Annotated in this window: 16 protein-coding genes; 12 read left to right on the top strand and 4 right to left on the bottom strand. The window is 44.0% G+C overall.

The features are described from left to right. The first annotated feature begins 70 nt into the window (after window positions 1-70). The 10 genes from rfaD to K1M91_RS18105 all read left to right on the top strand — a co-directional run bounded on the left by rfaD (window position 71) and on the right by K1M91_RS18105 (window position 10,064). A complete protein-coding gene (rfaD, locus tag K1M91_RS18150; RefSeq protein WP_232803678.1) occupies window positions 71-1,012 on the top strand; it encodes an ADP-glyceromanno-heptose 6-epimerase in 942 nt (313 codons plus the stop codon). A gap of 10 nt (window positions 1,013-1,022) precedes the next feature. Further along, window positions 1,023-1,973, top strand: coding sequence for a lauroyl-Kdo(2)-lipid IV(A) myristoyltransferase (gene lpxM, locus K1M91_RS18145; protein WP_232803677.1), 951 nt, complete (start codon window positions 1,023-1,025; stop codon window positions 1,971-1,973). A gap of 10 nt (window positions 1,974-1,983) precedes the next feature. Beyond that, the gene (locus K1M91_RS18140; RefSeq protein ID WP_232803676.1) at window positions 1,984-3,255 is read left to right on the top strand and encodes an O-antigen ligase family protein; all 1,272 of its coding nucleotides are present in this window, start codon (window positions 1,984-1,986) and stop codon (window positions 3,253-3,255) included. Then, window positions 3,252-4,328 (top strand): glycosyltransferase family 4 protein, encoded by a 1,077-nt coding sequence (locus tag K1M91_RS18135; RefSeq protein WP_232803675.1) that lies wholly within the window; start codon window positions 3,252-3,254, stop codon window positions 4,326-4,328. Before K1M91_RS18140 ends, K1M91_RS18135 begins: the two co-directional genes overlap by 4 nt. A gap of 62 nt (window positions 4,329-4,390) precedes the next feature. Continuing rightward, complete coding sequence (locus K1M91_RS18130) at window positions 4,391-4,771, top strand: capsular biosynthesis protein (RefSeq protein ID WP_232803674.1); 381 nt, start codon at window positions 4,391-4,393, stop codon at window positions 4,769-4,771. Continuing rightward, window positions 4,762-6,354: a capsular biosynthesis protein gene (locus K1M91_RS18125; RefSeq protein WP_232803673.1), complete on the top strand. Its 1,593-nt coding sequence runs from the start codon at window positions 4,762-4,764 to the stop codon at window positions 6,352-6,354. Before K1M91_RS18130 ends, K1M91_RS18125 begins: the two co-directional genes overlap by 10 nt. 68 nt (window positions 6,355-6,422) lie before the next feature. Then, window positions 6,423-7,367 (top strand): glycosyltransferase, encoded by a 945-nt coding sequence (locus K1M91_RS18120; RefSeq protein WP_232803672.1) that lies wholly within the window; start codon window positions 6,423-6,425, stop codon window positions 7,365-7,367. A gap of 32 nt (window positions 7,368-7,399) precedes the next feature. Further along, window positions 7,400-8,419, top strand: a complete 1,020-nt coding sequence (locus K1M91_RS18115) for a WavE lipopolysaccharide synthesis family protein (RefSeq protein WP_232803671.1) — start codon at window positions 7,400-7,402, stop codon at window positions 8,417-8,419. Further along, window positions 8,416-9,144 carry a glycosyltransferase family 2 protein gene (locus K1M91_RS18110; protein ID WP_232803670.1) on the top strand — a complete coding sequence of 243 codons (729 nt, stop codon included), beginning with the start codon at window positions 8,416-8,418 and terminating at the stop codon, window positions 9,142-9,144. Before K1M91_RS18115 ends, K1M91_RS18110 begins: the two co-directional genes overlap by 4 nt. Further along, a complete protein-coding gene (locus tag K1M91_RS18105; RefSeq protein WP_232803669.1) occupies window positions 9,141-10,064 on the top strand; it encodes a WavE lipopolysaccharide synthesis family protein in 924 nt (307 codons plus the stop codon). The genes K1M91_RS18110 and K1M91_RS18105 overlap by 4 nt, the downstream gene beginning before the upstream one ends. Window positions 10,065-10,123: 59 nt before the next feature. Here the strand turns inward: K1M91_RS18105 and K1M91_RS18100 are convergent, their stop codons facing one another. Both K1M91_RS18100 and K1M91_RS18095 read right to left on the bottom strand, forming a co-directional pair. Continuing rightward, the gene (locus tag K1M91_RS18100; protein ID WP_232803668.1) at window positions 10,124-10,888 is read right to left on the bottom strand and encodes a glycosyltransferase family 2 protein; all 765 of its coding nucleotides are present in this window, start codon (window positions 10,886-10,888) and stop codon (window positions 10,124-10,126) included. Between the two features lie 3 nt (window positions 10,889-10,891). Further along, window positions 10,892-11,938, bottom strand: coding sequence for a CDP-glycerol glycerophosphotransferase family protein (locus K1M91_RS18095; protein ID WP_232803667.1), 1,047 nt, complete (start codon window positions 11,936-11,938; stop codon window positions 10,892-10,894). Between the two features lie 168 nt (window positions 11,939-12,106). Between K1M91_RS18095 and waaA the strand changes: the two genes are divergently transcribed. Next, a complete protein-coding gene (gene waaA / locus K1M91_RS18090; protein WP_232803666.1) occupies window positions 12,107-13,489 on the top strand; it encodes a lipid IV(A) 3-deoxy-D-manno-octulosonic acid transferase in 1,383 nt (460 codons plus the stop codon). Window positions 13,490-13,540: 51 nt separating this feature from the next. On the opposite strand, the gene K1M91_RS18085 is transcribed toward waaA, so the two are convergent. Further along, window positions 13,541-14,242, bottom strand: coding sequence for a 3-deoxy-D-manno-octulosonic acid kinase (locus tag K1M91_RS18085; protein WP_232803665.1), 702 nt, complete (start codon window positions 14,240-14,242; stop codon window positions 13,541-13,543). A gap of 123 nt (window positions 14,243-14,365) precedes the next feature. On the opposite strand from K1M91_RS18085, the gene K1M91_RS18080 reads away from it, so the two are divergent. Further along, window positions 14,366-15,409 carry a glycosyltransferase family 9 protein gene (locus K1M91_RS18080; protein ID WP_232803664.1) on the top strand — a complete coding sequence of 348 codons (1,044 nt, stop codon included), beginning with the start codon at window positions 14,366-14,368 and terminating at the stop codon, window positions 15,407-15,409. A gap of 163 nt (window positions 15,410-15,572) precedes the next feature. On the opposite strand, the gene K1M91_RS18075 is transcribed toward K1M91_RS18080, so the two are convergent. After that, on the bottom strand, window positions 15,573-16,853 hold the full coding sequence (locus K1M91_RS18075) for a nucleotide sugar dehydrogenase (protein ID WP_232803663.1): 1,281 nt from the start codon (window positions 16,851-16,853) through the stop codon (window positions 15,573-15,575). Window positions 16,854-16,942: the final 89 nt, after the last annotated feature.

Raw genomic sequence — 16,942 nt, 5'->3', positions numbered from 1 at the left:
ATTTGCCCTTAACAGTGATAGAATTTACCTTTAAACACATCTTTCGTTTCATATAGATAGGTAGGCATTGATGATTATTGTCACAGGCGGCGCTGGCTTTATCGGCAGTAACATAATTAAAGCACTGAATTTAGCTGGATATCACGACATCTTAGCAGTGGACGATCTCACCGATGGCACTAAGTTTGTGAATTTGGTTGATTTAGAAATCGCTGATTATATGGACAAGGATGAATTTATCTCTTTAATTATTTCAGGTGAAGAGCTAGGCCCCATTGAAGCGATGTTCCATCAAGGTGCGTGTTCATCCACGACTGAATGGGATGGCAAAATGATGATGGACAATAATTACGCTTACTCAAAAGACTTACTGCATTATTGTTTAGATCGGGAAATCCCCTTCTTATATGCCTCATCAGCCGCAACTTATGGCAATGGTGAAACCTTTATCGAAGAGCGTCAATACGAAGCGCCATTGAATGTATACGGTTATTCAAAATTTCAATTTGATCAATATGTCCGCCAAATTTTGCCAGAGGCCAACTCACAGATCGTTGGGTTTCGCTACTTCAATGTTTACGGCCCACGTGAGCAACATAAAGGCAGCATGGCGAGCGTGGCATTTCACTTAAACAACCAAGTAAAGGCGGGTGAAAACCCAAAACTGTTTAAAGGTACGCAAGGCTATGCTGACGGCGGTCAAACTCGTGACTTCCTTTACGTTGGCGATGTTGCAACGGCAAACCTTTGGTTTATGGACCATCCTGAACATTCTGGAATTTTCAATTTAGGGACAGGAAAAGCTGAACCATTTAAAGCAGTGGCGGAAGCCGTAATAAGACATCATGGTAAAGGCGAAATTGAATATATTGATTTTCCCGATCATCTTGTTGGCCGTTATCAGAACTTTACCCAAGCAGATCTCACTAAGCTGCGTTCGACTGGCTTTGATCTTCAATTCAAAACAGTGGCAGAAGGCGTTGCCGAATATCTTTCAATCATCAATAACTAAACGAACTAGCATGCAGACTGAATTTGACCCAAAAGCGCATAACCCACAATTTCATAAGGGTATGCTAAAGCCGACATATTGGGGAACTTGGCTAAATGTGCTCCTACTCGTTTTAATTAGCTTACTGCCCTATTTTGTTCGTCGCACATTGGTATCTGTACTAGCTCGAGTCGCATTGAAGATAAATAGCAAAGCGAACAAACGAGCACGAGTAAATTTGTCGATGTGCTTCCCTGAAAAGAGTCAAGCCGAGCGCGAAGCCATTTTATTGAAAAGCTTATTGGTTGGAGGAAACTATTTATTAGCCTTCCCGAGGTTAAGTCTGCATGATAATAACTGGTTAGAGAAATACACTAACATTGTCGGATTAAATAACTTAACCCAATACACAGACAACAAAGAAAATGTGATTTTATTGATCCCACACACTTGGGCGTTAGATATCCCCGGAGCTATTTTTGCGTCACGGCAGATCCCAACAACGGCTATGGCAAAAAAACAAAAAAATGAGGTGATGGACTGGCTAATCAACCGACAACGTATCCGTTATGGAGGTTATGTATATGAACGTTCGCAAGGAATTAAGCCTTTTCTACGTTCTATAAAACAAGGTTACCTTGGCTGCTACCTGCCTGATGAAGACCTAGGCGCAGAAAACAGTGTATTTGTGGACTTTTTTGCCACACAAAAAGCCACCATTAAAGGGTTAGGTAAGTTATCTAAACTCACCAAAGCCAAAGTTGTACCTGTATTTTCTATGTTTAATTTAGCGACTGGTCAGTTTGAGCTTGATATTTTACCCGCCTTAACCCCCTTTCCTAACGACAGTGAAGAGCAAGATGCTCGCATGATGAACGCTTGTATTGAAAACTATGTCAACGAACATCCCGAGCAATATATGTGGATTTTACGTCTGTTAAAAACTCGGCCAAATAATGGCGAAAATCCTTATAATCAATAAGATGAAATTAATGAAGTCAAAAGTTCACTTGCTAGTAACCATACTAACCTGCCTGTTTCCCATCATTTGCTTAAGCTTTGGTAAAGGCTATAACTATGGCGCAACACCATTATTTCTGTGCGCTATTTTTTTGCTAAAAGAAACAAGAATCGCCTTGAGTGTACCTCAAGTCAAACTAATCAGCTTAGTCTTTGGCGGTTATTTTTTGGTGTTTGTATTAGCAATGCTGGTGCACGGTGAATCTGCCAGCTATATCGACCAAACCAGTCGCATTATCATGGCTCTGCCCGTGTTATTATTGCTAATTTGTTACCCGCCGAAGCTAAAATGGCTAATGATTAGCTTTATGATTGGCTCAATTATTGCCGGTTGTATTGCACTTTATCAAACTCAAGTACAATTGATGCCAAGAGCATTTGAACGTTGGGGTCCAGTGGGGACGACTTGGTGGCACAAGGGCTATATGCCGATACAAAGCGGCAATATAGCAATGACTCTTGGTATTATCTCCCTTTGTTTTGTATTGTATTTTCATAAAACGAAGCAAACTACATGGGTGATAGTTGGGTCACTAGGAGCGCTATTCGGCATGCTGGCTAGCTTTTTATCTGGCTCACGCGGTGGCTGGGTTTTACTGCCAGTAGCCCTCATTTACTTAGTTGTAAGTAACACGAAATTCTCACTTAAAACGTTGACAGGCACCGCCGTTTTTCTCATTTTATTAATTGGCTGCGCAGCATCTAATGATGTTGTCCGGGAACATTTAAGACTCAATGAGGCGATAAATAATATTTCGCAATACAGCAATGGCGACAAAAACACTTCAATTGGCGTTCGGTTTGAGCTGTGGAAAAGTGCGACTATTACTATCAAACAATATCCAATATTGGGACTGAGTAAAGCACAGCGAGTAGCAGAGCGTGAACAACAAGTAGCAGCAGGTATAATCGAGCTGTATAGTGGCGCAGAAACCTATCACGCGCACAATGAATACATTGAAGCCTTGTCAATGCGCGGCCTATTTGGTTTAGTTGGCCTTATTGCCATGCTAGTAACGCCCATTTTAATTTTCATGAAAAACAAAGACGCATCTCACCCCAAGCTCAGCGCGGTTAATCAAGCGGGCATCGCTGCAAGTATCATGTTTATTGGGTTTGGCCTAACCCAAGTTTTTCTTGGTCATAACTCAGGTATGATTTTTTACTCGTTTATTATGGTTACTTTGCTAGCCTTGAGTATTCGACTAAAACAAAATCACTCCCAACTAACAGGACAACTATGAAAATCCTCGTCGCGAGCTCATATCTACATGCTTGGAATAGTGTTCGCCCTGAAGCTGAAATGTTTATTGAAATGGTCAAGCAAGGCCATACCGTTACGGTATTAACGCAAGGCAGCGCGGACTACAACCAGCGCTTTAATGATTGTGGCGTTAAAACATTGGATTGCTATCCCAATAAAAAAATATCTATAAAAACCATTAAAGCGATGCGTAAAGAACTGCTCGCAGGTGATTACGATATTTTTTATGCCTTTAATTCTAAGACCATTCCCAACGCGATTTTGGCCAGTATCGGACTTAAGGTAAAGGTTGTAACCTATCGCGGTACAACGGGGGGGCTATATCGCCATGATCCTAGCGCCTACCTTACTCATTTAAATCCGAGAGTTGATGGTGTTGTTTGTGTGTCTGACGCAGTGCGGCAAGATGTACGCCAGCGTGTTTGGGGAATAAAAGATAATGTCGTCACCATATATAAAGGCCACCAATTAGCATGGTATCAGGTTGAACCAACCCCGCGCAGTGAGTTTGGTTTGACCGAACAACACGTTATTGCTGTGTGTGCAGCTCATGTACGACCGAGCAAAGGTATTTCGGTATTGATCCAAGCCTGCCAACAAGTGGACAATCCCGATTTTCATTTGCTATTAGTTGGCAGCGGCTTTGAGCCGCATTTAGATGAAATTGCTGCCAGCCCAATGGCCGAGCGGATCCACTTAGTGGGCCATCGTCAAGACGTTCCTTCTATTATGGCCATGGCTGATTTTCAGGTGCAGCCTTCCATTAGTGGTGAGGGCCTACCGCGCACCATTATTGAAGCGATGGCAAATGGCACCACGTCTGTGGTAACTACCACCGGCGGCTCACCAGAGTTAGTGGATGATGGTAAAACCGGTTATGTCGTCCCTACCAAAAACGCCATAGCTTTTGGTCAAGCGATGAATAAGCTAGCCAATAACAGAGCCCAAATTGCCGCATTCAGCCAAGCCGCAAAAACAAAATTAGATAATGAATTCAATGCCAAACAAACAGTGCAGCGCCATATCGATTTTTTCCAGCGTTTGTTAGGCTAACTATTTCCAAAGGCCTCATCGGATAAAACCTTGGCCGCTGTCTTGGTATTAAAGGATAGATAATGAAAAAACTCGTTGTAGATTTAGATGGCACCATCACCTTAGGTGACACCAATGACTACCCCAATGTTTCACCTAACTTAGACGTGATCAAACAATTACGCAGCTATAAAGAACAAGGGTTTAGCATTTGCATTCACACTGCACGTAATATGCGCACCCATCAAGGCAATGTTGGCTTAATCAATATTCATACCTTGCCTATCATCACCGCATGGTTAGACAAACATGAAGTGCCTTATGATGAAGTGATCGTAGGCAAACCTTGGTGTGGTCATGAAGGCTTTTACATTGACGACCGTTCGGTACGTCCGTCTGAATTTGCGTCTATGAGCTTTGCTGAAATCGAAGCCCTATTAGCCAAGGAAAAAGCATGTTCCTAATTATGTCGGCGGCTTATATCAGCCAAGAGCTTGAATCTGAGTTTGGTACTATTCCGCCTGCATTTTTGCCACTAGGGAATAAGCGCCTGTTTCAGCATCAAGTTAACAGCGCGCCAACGGGTAAGCGGGTTTTTCTCACCGTACCAGAAAGCTATGCCATTAGTGATTTTGACCGCAACTGGTTACGACAACGCAACGTCACTATTTTAGCTATCCCCGATGATATTTCTCTGGGCGCCTCTTTAATTTCAGCCCTTAACTTGGTCGGCCAAAACGTAGATGAACCGTTATCGATTCTGTTTGGTGACACCCTGATCCCAGAGCTGCCATCAGGTGAAGATATTGTTGCCATCAGTGAAGTAGAAAATAGCTACAACTGGGCGGTGGTCACTCACGATGAAACTGAACTACTCAAAACCAACCAAATTCGTAGCGAACTAGACAGCGCCAATGTAGTCAGTGGCTATTTTAAATGTAGCCAACCAAAAGTGTTAATTAAAGCCCTCATTCAAGCTCATTGGGACTTCAACGGCGGTATGAATTTATACCATGCTCAAGTAGGCCTGACGACGGTTCGTATCGACAACTGGCTTGACTTTGGCCATGTCAATACCTACTACCGCTCTAAAGCAAAATACACCACGCAGCGCGCCTTTAATGAGCTTACCATCACGCCGCGTTGGATTGAAAAGTCGAGCCACAAAAGTATAAAAATCCAAGCTGAAGCCCATTGGTTTGAACAACTGCCGCCAATGATGCGCACTTTTACGCCACAGTTTTTAGGCGCGACCCATGATAAAAATGCTGAAAGCTGTGCCTATCGTCTCGAGTATTTACACCACACTGCGCTCAATGAGCTTTATGTGTTTTCAGCCTTACCAGACATGGTTTGGCGACGCATCATTAACGGCTGCTTACATTTTATCGATGAATGCTTGTTACATTCCGCGCCGTCACAGCAACCCGTATCGGATTTAGCCACCCTATTTGCGGAAAAAACTCAGTCGCGATTAGCGCTGTACTGTAAAACACAGCAGTTAGATCCAGAAAAAAAATGGCACTATAACCAAAGTCTCACTTTATCACTGACTGAACTGGATCGGTTAAGTCAAGATTACTTACCAAAGATACAACACGCTAGTACGGTGATGCATGGCGACTTCTGCTTCAGTAATATTTTGTACGACTTTCGCACTAACAGCATAAAAACCATTGATCCGCGTGGTTTAAACCAGCAGCAAGAACTGACTATTTTTGGTGATGTTCGCTACGACTTGGCCAAATTAAGCCATTCAATTATTGGTTTATATGATTGGATTATCGCGGGATATTTCGACTTAACGATCACTGAAAACATCATCGATTTTGCGCTGTTAAAGCCCAAAGAGCTGAAAGCCACACAACAATTTTTCATGACGCAAGTTGAGCAAAAATATGGCCTGACTCGCAGTGAAATCTACGCCATGCAGATCCAGCTGTTTTTATCTATGCTGCCTTTACATGCAGATGATAAAAACCGCCAAAATGCCTTATTAGCCAATGCCTTCCGGCTATATCAGCTGTTAGCCGAAGAACAGTCATGATTTACCTGATAAAACCAAACCAATAGCATAACGTCATACTGCCCATGAAGAATCAGAGATATAAGTAAATGACGAGACACATATTACATATACATGATCAAGCACTGCCACCTACACCATCATGCGGCGGCTCAAATCGGTTGATTGATTGGTTAGCGAGCGCACAAAGTCAACTGGGCTGCAAAGTAACTGCCCTATCTCCACGGGGAGCATCTAATAGCAGTTACCAACATGTGACCTGTGATGTCAAAAATATTGATTTCGATACCCTGATTAAAGCGATCCCTCAGGACGTCACCGATATTGAATATCATGGCGGCTTAAGTGACGAGCTAGCCTACGCGCTACAGCAAAGATTTAACAAATTTGTTTCAGTGGTCCATGCCGGCGCGGCAAACACCCCTAATTGTGTCTATGTGTCTAAATCTCATGCTCAACAAGCGAATGCTGAGGTTTATGTACACAATGGCATCCCAGTTGAAAGCGTCGAATTTAATGGAAAAAAATCAAATTTTTCATTGTTTCTTGCTAAAGTAAAGCGCAGTAAAAAAGGCGTTGTACAGGCGATTAACATTGCAAAAAAAACCAATCAGTCTCTTATTGTTGCTGGAGGCCATCGGTTTGGCTCACCTGAAACCTGGTTTGCTTGGCATTCAAAAATAAAACCGGTAGGTTATGTTGACGGACAAAAAAAGCGGGATTTATTAAAAAATGCTAAAGCATTGTGGGTCCCCATTAATTGGGAGGAGCCCTTCGGGCTGACGGTGGTTGAAGCAATGATGTCCGGCACTCCAGTCATTGCCTATAACCGTGGAGCAATGAGTGAGCTCATTATTGATGGCGTGACCGGCTTTGTTTGTAATAATGAAGCTGATTTTATTGCTGCCATTGATAAAACGGCCTCTCTTGACCCGCAAACGATCAGACAACACGCTTTATCACATTTTAGCGCGGAAAAAATGGCCAGTGCACACCTCGATTTGTTAGAAAAAGCCGCACATTCATCATGGTAGCCACTAAAATATAGACTTACAGGTACAAGCAAATGAGATTTGAAGACATTACCATTGTGGTACAAGGTCCAGTGCAGAATTATGCCGCACGAGCCATGGATGAAGGCATTACGCAACGTTGCTTGCAATCAATTCGAACTTACCTACCGGGTGCAAAAATCATTTTATCTACTTGGCACGACCAAGATCTTGATAATTTAGATTTCGACCAATTATTACTCAATAAAGATCCAGGTACCAACATCCGCTATTTTACAGCTCCGGATAAACCAAAGTTATTTAACAATAATCGCCAGATCGTGTCGACACTGAACGGTTTAGCCGCAGTAACCACCAAATACGCGCTAAAATTAAGAACCGACAATTATTTAATATCAAATGAATTCATTGCATTATTTGAGCAAGCATTCATTCGACAAGCAGAACAAAGCGTGTTTCAGCAGCGCATTGTGATCAGCAATACCTTTAGTCGCAAATACGCCAAAGGGAAGCCCGTTGCCTATCATCTTAGCGACTTTTTTTACTTCGGTTTGACCCAAGACTTATTAAAACTTTGGGATATCCCCTTACAAGATAACTATGACTTATCACAGCAACAGCAGGTCAGCACGTCCTACCCTTATTTCCCAATTGATTGTACGCAAATGTTTTGGCAGGAAGGATTAAAACAATTCAACCAGCAAATTGAGTTGCTACATTTGCACGATCTAGCGGGTGACAAACTAAAAGCTAGTGAAGCCTTTATTGCTAACAATCTTATTATTGCAGAGCCAGAAAAAATCGGCCTCGCGCTTTGTCAAAAGTTTCTTGGAAAATCAAGAGCTAACCGTACTCGAGGCAAATGTAGCTTTTATCAGCTGAGTGACTGGTACGTGTTATATAAAAAGTATTGCGATCCCACCCATCCATTACCTTATCTAGCCCTATTTAAACTTTTCCTACAACGGCTTATTTATGTATTTCCAAGTCGGTTTGAAACAAAAATGAAAATAATCAGTCGGACTAAAAAAATGTACCGTTATAGCCAAATATTGGCTAAGGACAGCAAATGATAGTGATTCCAATGGCGGGCCTGAGCTCTCGCTTTTTCAAAGCCGGCTACCAACAACCTAAGTATATGTTGATGGCACATGAACAAACCTTATTTGCTCATGCCATCAATAGCTTTAAAGCTTATTTTGCTAGTGAAACATTTTTGTTTATCGTCCGTGATTTATATCAAACACGTGATTTTGTCGAGCAGCAAGCACAAGAATTAGGCATCCAGAACATCATTATTGTCGAGCTTAACGAAGCGACTCGTGGCCAAGCTGAAACCGTCACCCTAGGCTTAGCGCAACTTGAGCAACAGTCTGGTCCCATAACTATATTCAATATTGATACCTTTCGACCCAACTTTTTATTTCCTGCCATTCAGGCTCAATGTGATGGCTATTTAGAAGTGTTTCGCGGCTCAGGTGATAATTGGTCTTTTGCCAAACCAATTAACGAACAATCCACTCAAGTGATTGAAACAGCTGAAAAGCGCCCTATTTCTGACTTATGCAGTACCGGCCTTTACTATTTTTCTGAGATGCAAGATTACCTTAGTGCCTATCATCATTATGCTGCGCTGCCGCAAGGCCAATGGGAAAAGGGTGAGCTTTATATTGCGCCTTTGTACAATTATTTAATCGCACAAGGCAAAGCAATTCATTACTACCTGATTGAGCGAAGTGAGGTTATTTTTTGCGGGGTACCAGCAGAATATGATGCCTTTAAAGAGGCGAGTCTATGAGCAAATTTGGGCATATCAGCGTCGTTGTGCAGGGGCCAGTACAAAACATGCCTGATCGCCTCCACCATGAAGCAGGGATCACCCAACGTTGTTTATCCAGTATTCGCACATTCTTACCCGATGCCAAGATCATTTTATCGACGTGGCACCATCAAGATCTAACGGGATTAGAGTACGACGAGCTGGTGCTCAGTGATGACCCCGGTCAGAATAACGACGGATTTTGTCCAAAAAACTATTATCGCCAAATCACGTCAACCAAGACTGGTTTGGCTCATGTCACGACACCTTATGCAGTTAAACTGCGCAGTGACAATTTTTTGAACGGCAATGAGTTTGTCGCATTGCAACAGCGGTACAGTGCGCATAATCCCGTTGATAAGCTGTTTGCAGAAAAAGTAGTGATAAACGCCAATCTATTTCGCAAAAACTCTCATGGCCGTGATGTGATCATGAGTCCAAGTGATTTTTTTTATTATGGCCAAACAGAAGATTTGAATAAAATTTGGCAACAGCCTAATTTTTTGGACCAACCTTTTGCTCAAGCCTTACTGACCAAAACACAACAAAGCCAGGCTAAATACGCTTTAGAAGCAGAGCAAACCTATTGCCAGATTTGGCTCCGTAGCCTTACTGAACGAGCCCCCTTGATGGGTCATCGGTTTGACCATAGCCGCGAAGATTTAGAATTTTGGCAACGCTTTTTGGCTAGTAATATTATTATTTGCGAACCAGAGCACATGGGATTGGGTTTACGGAAAATATCAAAGAGAGCTTTGAAACGAGCCAATGAATTTAGTCACCTTGATTGGCTTGCGCTGCACAAACAATATTGTGATCCAACACTAAACATACCGCTCAGTTTAGAGCAATTTAGACTGTCTGCAGTGCGCTTAATTAAAGCTTGTCGACCAAAATAACAATCGAAAGTCTGCCAACACAATATTATTTTTATCCCAATAACTTCAAAATGCAGGAGTCAGCGCCCCTTTTCCAACAGCCACAGCCCAACGTACTTATTAAAGTTAACTTGGGCATAGGTCATGGCCATAATAAAACCGACGCTGCCATCTAAGAAACCGCGGCGTAAAAAATAAATATGAAAAAAAGTCCAACTGGCGCGCAGTAATGCCAGCAATAAGCCATGAGACTTTTTGCCCTTACGATGATATTTCTGCGCCCCTAGCCAAGCGTACTGCGCCGCTTTATCAAGACCATGACCGTAATCACGATGGGTGTAATGGAGTAAAAAACCTTTTAATGTGCCAGTACTGCCCGCTGCTGGAATAACCGTTTCATGAACCTCATCGGGTGTGTATGCAGCACCTTCACGCTTAAACAAACGCAGCACCGAACGTGCACTACGACCGTATTTTAAGGTTTTGCCGTACAAGGTAACGCCCCAAGGTAAACGATAAGCCGTGTGTTTAATAGTCGGTTGCGCCAACAAGTTCGATAAGGCTTGTGCCATGGTGTCATCAAGGGCTTCATCAGCATCAATAGAAAGCACCCAGTCACAACTCGCTTGCGCTAATGCACGCTGTTTTTGCTTACCAAAGCCGGGCCAATCTGTGCTTGTCACGTTGTCGGTATAACGATGGCATATTTCTACCGTGCTATCAGTCGAGCCACTATCGAGCACAATGATTTCGTCGGCAACCTTAGCAACAGACTGAAGGCAACGTTCAACACGATCGGCTTCATTTTTGGTGATTAAAATAACAGACAGGGTATGTTTACTCATGAGTTACCATTTCCAATAATTAAGTTTTTGGCGCATTTGAAAGTTACGATAGACATTCTTTGGCTTTTTATCCTGCCAGCCACGCTGCAAAATATCACTCACGACTTTCAATACACGAGGAGCCGATTGCCCATCTAAATAAGGTGTCACACTTGGACCATACTGCGCTATCGCGGCTAATAATTCATGGCTAGGATTTAGCCCCAGCTCAATTGCATCGGCTAATTTTTCCGGCTCGGTGATATTAATAAAACAAGCCTGAGGGTCACGGTTGTTCACTGTCACGACAGGCTTTTTCAGCAACAGAAACTCCTGAAATACCGAAGAGTTATCACACACCATTAAGTCAGCACGATGCTGCAATGGAATCACTTGGTCGTTCTCGAAAAAGCTCAGATTAGCATTTTCTAACGCGCGATATTTGGCCACCGTAGTGTGATCCATTTTTGGATGCAAAGTGATAAGCCAATGCCATTGGTCAGACTGGCTTAGCAATTTTATTTGCTCATACACGGCTTCTGCGCACGATAGAGTCGGGCTAAAGGTTGAGGCAAATAATATTTGCGGCCTAGGCCAAGTTTGTTCACATTGGTAATTAAACAGACTGTCTAGTTTCAGCCAGCCGGTTTCTTGTACTTGAAAGTAACCACGTTTATTGGCCTGTGCTTGCAAGGTGGCACTGCGCTCATGACCCTCGGTGCAATACAGATCGAACAGACCACGTTCAGGGTAAACATTACCGCGTTTACTCTCATTTAAACCATGAAAAACCTGTACTTTAAGACCTGGGATAAAGGCTGGCACGCGGTCACCCGGAACAAATACAGCGTCGGCCTGATAGTTAACAGCGGCGGCCACATCAACCAGAGCCACTTCATCATCCGCTAAAAACGTCGGTGACACTTCATCACCCACCAACAGCCAAGCTACCTCATTACCTTCCGCTTTTGCCACTTGTTGTAAAGGCCGCAAAATAGCAAAGGAATAGTTCTGCTCGATATAGAATAAAAATCGGTAGGGCCCAGATGTACCATTAATCGTCTTTATCATGAATTTTCAAATACACCCATTCAATGCAAGCAAGTGGCCAAATCATATCAGAAAAAACCACTAGAGCGAGCCGTTACTCGTTGCTCTATACCCAAACTACTTGGAGTTGCAGGTAGGCGGCACGCTCGTCCATCCCATGAGCATAGATAAACGATGTGATAGGGGTGAATGAGCTTAGCCAACACTGATGCGGCTTCAAGTAGAAAGGGGATAAACTATTTAGCTAATAGACGTTTAGGTATAAACTCAACTTTCAAAGCCCTTTTTCTTGGTGATCCAGTGTTAATTCGTATTCTCTATACTTTGATCTTGTTACTTGCCGCCCCTTTGCTGCTATTTGGTTTATACCAATCCAAACCGAACAAGCCCAAGTTTGGCACAAGATGGAAAGAGCATTTTGGTTTAACACCGACACTCACAAATGCCCAGCCGGTTATTTGGTTACATGCCGTGTCAGTCGGCGAGTCTCTTGCTGCTATTCCAGTGCTTCGCGCGCTAAAGCAAGGCTACCCTGATTACCAAATCGTGGTGACCACCACCACCAGCACAGGCGCGGCGCAAATTGCAAAGCTCGGCGATCTTGTCAGCCATCGCTATATGCCTATCGACCTGCCCGTTTGTATTAACGGCTTTATCCGCAACATTAAGCCCAGTTGCTTGCTGATCATGGAAACAGAGCTATGGCCCAACACGCTTGCCAGCGCTAAATCGGCAGGCATACCCGTTTGCATCGTTAACGCTCGATTATCTGCGCGCTCTGCTGGCCGTTATGGCACGTTTCAATGGGTATTTAATGAAATATCACGCCACATCGATCACCTGTTTTGCGTGGCCCAAAGTGATGCTGATCGCTTTAAACAACTCGGATTAACCGCGCAACAAGTCAGTGTTACCGGCTCAATAAAAAACGATATTCAAATAAACTCAAGTGTTACTGAACAAGCGCAAACATTACGCCATCAGCTTGGCGCTACGCGCCCTGTTTGGGTCGCAGCCAGTACCCATAAAGGCGAAGATGAGCAAGTGCTAGATGCATTTAAGGCCGTACTTAAAACCTTACCTGATAGCTTGTTGATTTTAGTACCGCGCCACCCGGAGCGTTTTGATGCGATGGCACAACTTTGCCAAGATATGGGGTTCAGTGTGCAGCGGCGCAGCCAAGGGTTTAATCCCACTCAACCATGTCAAGTGTATTTAGCCGATAGCATGGGCGAGATGCTACTTATGCTCGCCGCAGCCGATGCCACGTTTATGGGCGGCAGTTTAATTGGTGATGCGGTGGGAGGCCATAACATGCTAGAGCCTGCTGCATTGGCAAAACCGACGATTACTGGGCCAAGCTATTATAATTTTACCGAAATCGCCGAACAGTTACGTCAAGCGCAAGGGTTGTGGGTCTGTCAAAACAGCGAACAACTGGCGGCGCAAGTGACGCAGCTGTTATCCGATCAGGGATTAGCGCAGCAAGTGGGCCAAGCCGCATTACAAGTGGTAAAGCAAAACCAAGGCGCAGTAGCGAAAACCGTACAAGGCTTATCTACTTATCTCTAGCAGAGTAGGAGCTGAATTTATTCAGCGAAAAAGCGTGAAGATATCGAAAGGTCAGCCTTGATAACCCGCCATCAGCGCTTGCCAGTCAGCCTGATTAAAGTGAATTTTACGCTTGCCGACTTCTTTATGAAACGATCGCAGTAAACGATCTAAATTCCCCTGTTGCCAAGCTTTACCTTTTTGCTCATAACACTTATCAAAGTCAATGAGCCAAACTTGGCCTTGCTCATCAAACAAAATATTGTGCGCATTTAAGTCAGTATGATTCACCTGCAACTGATGCATTTTTGCCACTGTTTGGCCAATTTGCTGCCACACGCTTTCGGGTAACCCTTGCTTGATTAACAATCCGACTAAATCTTGTGCATTGGGCACTTTTTCAACCAGAATATCGGCGTGATAAGTTAGGCCACGTTTAATGGCGCGAGCAGCCACTGGACGCGGGACATTGACGCCACCCTGCGCTAGTTTTTGTAATAGCATTAACTCTTGATAGCTGCGGGTTTGCTGCCAACCGGTAAACCAATAAGCATCGGCCACCAGCTTGCCAAATAAACCACCGCGGCGATAATGACGCAGTGCCATATCAACTTTTTCACCACGAACAAACCAAGTAGTGCCGCGGCCTTGCGCCGAACCTATCAGCGCATTTTGCTGTTGCCAAAAATCAGCGTCAAAACACAGCACGGGATCTTCTTTGAGTAATGTTTCATCAAACCAAACTTGGCCTTGGGGAAGTGTAAGGTGCTGCATTCATCCTGTCCCTTTTGTCACAATATCAATTAACGATTAAGGGGGCATTTTACAATTAACTGAGCAAGCTGCATAATTCTGTCTTCAATCAATTTCATCTCCCATTTATAGCGAGACTGGTCCATGGCTTTGTTTACTGCTGCGCCCAATTCTTTATGTGTTTTACGTTTGTCAGCGATTGGCGATGTGTGCCACGCGATTAGCGTGATCCAAGCCATTCAAGATTATTGGCCCAGCACTAAAATCACTTGGGTCTGTGGCAAAATTGAAGCGCAATTAATCGGTGACTTACCGGGCATTGATGTGGTCATCTTTGATAAAAAAGCAGGCTTTGCTGGCATGCGTCAAGTTTGGTCTAAGCTAAAAAATCAGCGTTTTGACACCCTGTTACACATGCAGCTTGCCTTACGCGCCAGTATGTTGTCGTTAGGAATTAAGGCGAAATACCGCGTTGGTTTTAGTAAAAATCGCAGCAAAGAGGGGCAGTGGTTAGTCACCAATCGCCATTTGCCAAGCTCCAACAGCATACATGTACTGGACAACTTTGCCGAATTCGCGCGTTATTTGGGTGTGCCATTTGAATCACCACAGTGGAACATTCCGCTTGGCGAAGCCGAACTCGATTTTGCTAAGGGCTATTGCCAAGGCAAAAAAACCTTAGTGATTTCACCTGCGGCCAGTAAAGATGAACGTAACTGGCTCACCGACCGCTACGCCGCCATTGCCGATTATGCTACTGAACAAGGTTTACAGGTGATCTTATGTGGCTCACCGGCTCCGCGAGAGCTAAAACTGGCACAAGCTATTAGCGATCTGTGCCAGCAGCCCATTATCAACTTAACAGGTAAAACCTCATTAAAGCAGCTAACTGCCGTGTTGGCCGCTGCTGATGTGGTGATAGCGCCCGACTCGGGTCCAGCTCATTTAGCCACCACACAAGGCACCACAGTGATCGGTTTATATGGTCATAGCAATCCTAAGCGCACCGGCCCTTACAACGATTTAGATAAAGTAGTAAGTGTTTATGAGCAGCATGTGGTTCAGCAACAGCAAAAGCCTATCGAGCAATTAGCCTGGGCAACTCGGGTGAAAGGCGATCATGTGATGCAAGATATCACCCTAGCAGCGGTGCAAGCCGAGCTAGATAAGGTAATCAGTCAGTTATAAATGCAAGCTGGACTTATTAGTAGCGGTAAAATCCAAATGAAGGAAGCGTATAGTTATTCGCAATATATCTTTTTCAGGGATGAAAAAGTTAAGCATACAAGGATGTACTTGCTGTGGTGTTGCGAAGAAATAGTCGCTTCCTGAACTTATTTATTATCATCTCCTACAATCGCCCGGTCACTAGCGGGCTATCTAAAATTCTTTTCACATCAAATATCACGCAACCATTGGGATTTGACAACCCCTTATAGTCCGCTTCAGACAGCGCCATGATTTGACGATGAGACACAGTGAGCACCAAAGCGTCATATTGCTGTTCGGGTAACTCTGTGTGTAATTCAATGCCATATAAACGCTGCGCTTCTTCCGGATCGGCCCATGGATCAAACACTGCCACGTTAACGTCCATGGTTTTCAGCTCATTGATCACATCAATCACTTTGGTATTGCGTAAATCGGGGCAATTTTCCTTAAAGGTCAGCCCCATAATCAACACCTTAGATTGACTCACTTGGATTTTTTGTTTGAGCATCAAACGCACCACACGATCGGCAATGTAAATGCCCATGTCATCGTTTAAGCGTCGTCCCGCAAGAATCATTTCAGGGTGATAACCCAGCTCCTGAGCTTTATAGGTTAAATAATAAGGGTCAACACCAATACAATGCCCACCGACTAAACCTGGATGAAAATGTAAAAAGTTCCACTTAGTCGCCGCAGCATCCAGCACTTCTTCAGTGTTAATACCGATTTTATCGAAGATCAGTGCTAACTCATTAATGAGGGCAATATTGACATCACGCTGGGTGTTTTCGATGACTTTCGCCGCTTCAGCCACCTTAATCGAACTGGCTTTGTAGGTACCTGCCATGATCACCTTGCCATACATGGCATCAACAATCTCTGCCACATCAGGGGTAGAGCCCGAGGTTACTTTAACAATACTGGTTAAGGTGTGCTCTTTATCACCCGGATTAATCCGCTCTGGACTGTAACCACAATAGAAGTCCTGATTAAATACCAAGCCTGAACCTGCCTCTAATAGCGGCACACACACCTCTTCAGTTGCGCCGGGAAAAACAGTGCTTTCATACACCACAATATCGCCACGCTTTAATACCTTAGCTACGGTTTCTGACGCGCCCACTAAAGGAGATAGATCAGGTTGATGATGCTTATCGATGGGAGTTGGAACGGAAACGATAAAAAACTGACAGCCAGCCATGTCTTGGGGATCAGAGCTAAACATGGCTTGGCTCGCTTGCAGTTGCTCGGTAGTGGCTTCCAGTGTGCGGTCACGGCCTTGGCGCAGCTCAGCTACGCGCTGAGCATTAATATCGAAACCCACTGTGGCAAAATGCTTAGCAAATTCGAGGGTCAAAGGTAAGCCGACATAACCTAAACCAAGCACGGCCACTTTTTGGGGCATTTGCAAACTGGACATATTCACTCCCTTGAATGCGATGATTCGCCTTCAGAAAGCTTAGTACAGAGTGCTCGGATTAATTAGATATCAGGTGAAATAATATCGCC

This window comes from Motilimonas sp. E26, from assembly GCF_021278025.1.
GTDB lineage: Bacteria > Pseudomonadota > Gammaproteobacteria > Enterobacterales > CBDFNC01 > Motilimonas.
Note: the sequence above shows the minus strand (reverse complement) of the source record. Positions and strands in the feature narration are given on the sequence as shown.

Bases quoted from the DNA above. Each gene is read 5' to 3' on its own strand.
- rfaD (WP_232803678.1), top strand. From the start codon at position 71: ATGATTATTGTCACAGGCGGCGCTGGCTTTATCGGCAGTAACATAATT.
- lpxM (WP_232803677.1), top strand. From the start codon at position 1,023: ATGCAGACTGAATTTGACCCAAAAGCGCATAACCCACAATTTCATAAG.
- K1M91_RS18140 (WP_232803676.1), top strand. From the start codon at position 1,984: ATGAAGTCAAAAGTTCACTTGCTAGTAACCATACTAACCTGCCTGTTT.
- K1M91_RS18135 (WP_232803675.1), top strand. From the start codon at position 3,252: ATGAAAATCCTCGTCGCGAGCTCATATCTACATGCTTGGAATAGTGTT.
- K1M91_RS18130 (WP_232803674.1), top strand. From the start codon at position 4,391: ATGAAAAAACTCGTTGTAGATTTAGATGGCACCATCACCTTAGGTGAC.
- K1M91_RS18125 (WP_232803673.1), top strand. From the start codon at position 4,762: ATGTTCCTAATTATGTCGGCGGCTTATATCAGCCAAGAGCTTGAATCT.
- K1M91_RS18120 (WP_232803672.1), top strand. From the start codon at position 6,423: ATGACGAGACACATATTACATATACATGATCAAGCACTGCCACCTACA.
- K1M91_RS18115 (WP_232803671.1), top strand. From the start codon at position 7,400: ATGAGATTTGAAGACATTACCATTGTGGTACAAGGTCCAGTGCAGAAT.
- K1M91_RS18110 (WP_232803670.1), top strand. From the start codon at position 8,416: ATGATAGTGATTCCAATGGCGGGCCTGAGCTCTCGCTTTTTCAAAGCC.
- K1M91_RS18105 (WP_232803669.1), top strand. From the start codon at position 9,141: ATGAGCAAATTTGGGCATATCAGCGTCGTTGTGCAGGGGCCAGTACAA.
- K1M91_RS18100 (WP_232803668.1), bottom strand. From the start codon at position 10,888: ATGAGTAAACATACCCTGTCTGTTATTTTAATCACCAAAAATGAAGCC.
- K1M91_RS18095 (WP_232803667.1), bottom strand. From the start codon at position 11,938: ATGATAAAGACGATTAATGGTACATCTGGGCCCTACCGATTTTTATTC.
- waaA (WP_232803666.1), top strand. From the start codon at position 12,107: ATGAGCTTAGCCAACACTGATGCGGCTTCAAGTAGAAAGGGGATAAAC.
- K1M91_RS18085 (WP_232803665.1), bottom strand. From the start codon at position 14,242: ATGCAGCACCTTACACTTCCCCAAGGCCAAGTTTGGTTTGATGAAACA.
- K1M91_RS18080 (WP_232803664.1), top strand. From the start codon at position 14,366: ATGGCTTTGTTTACTGCTGCGCCCAATTCTTTATGTGTTTTACGTTTG.
- K1M91_RS18075 (WP_232803663.1), bottom strand. From the start codon at position 16,853: ATGTCCAGTTTGCAAATGCCCCAAAAAGTGGCCGTGCTTGGTTTAGGT.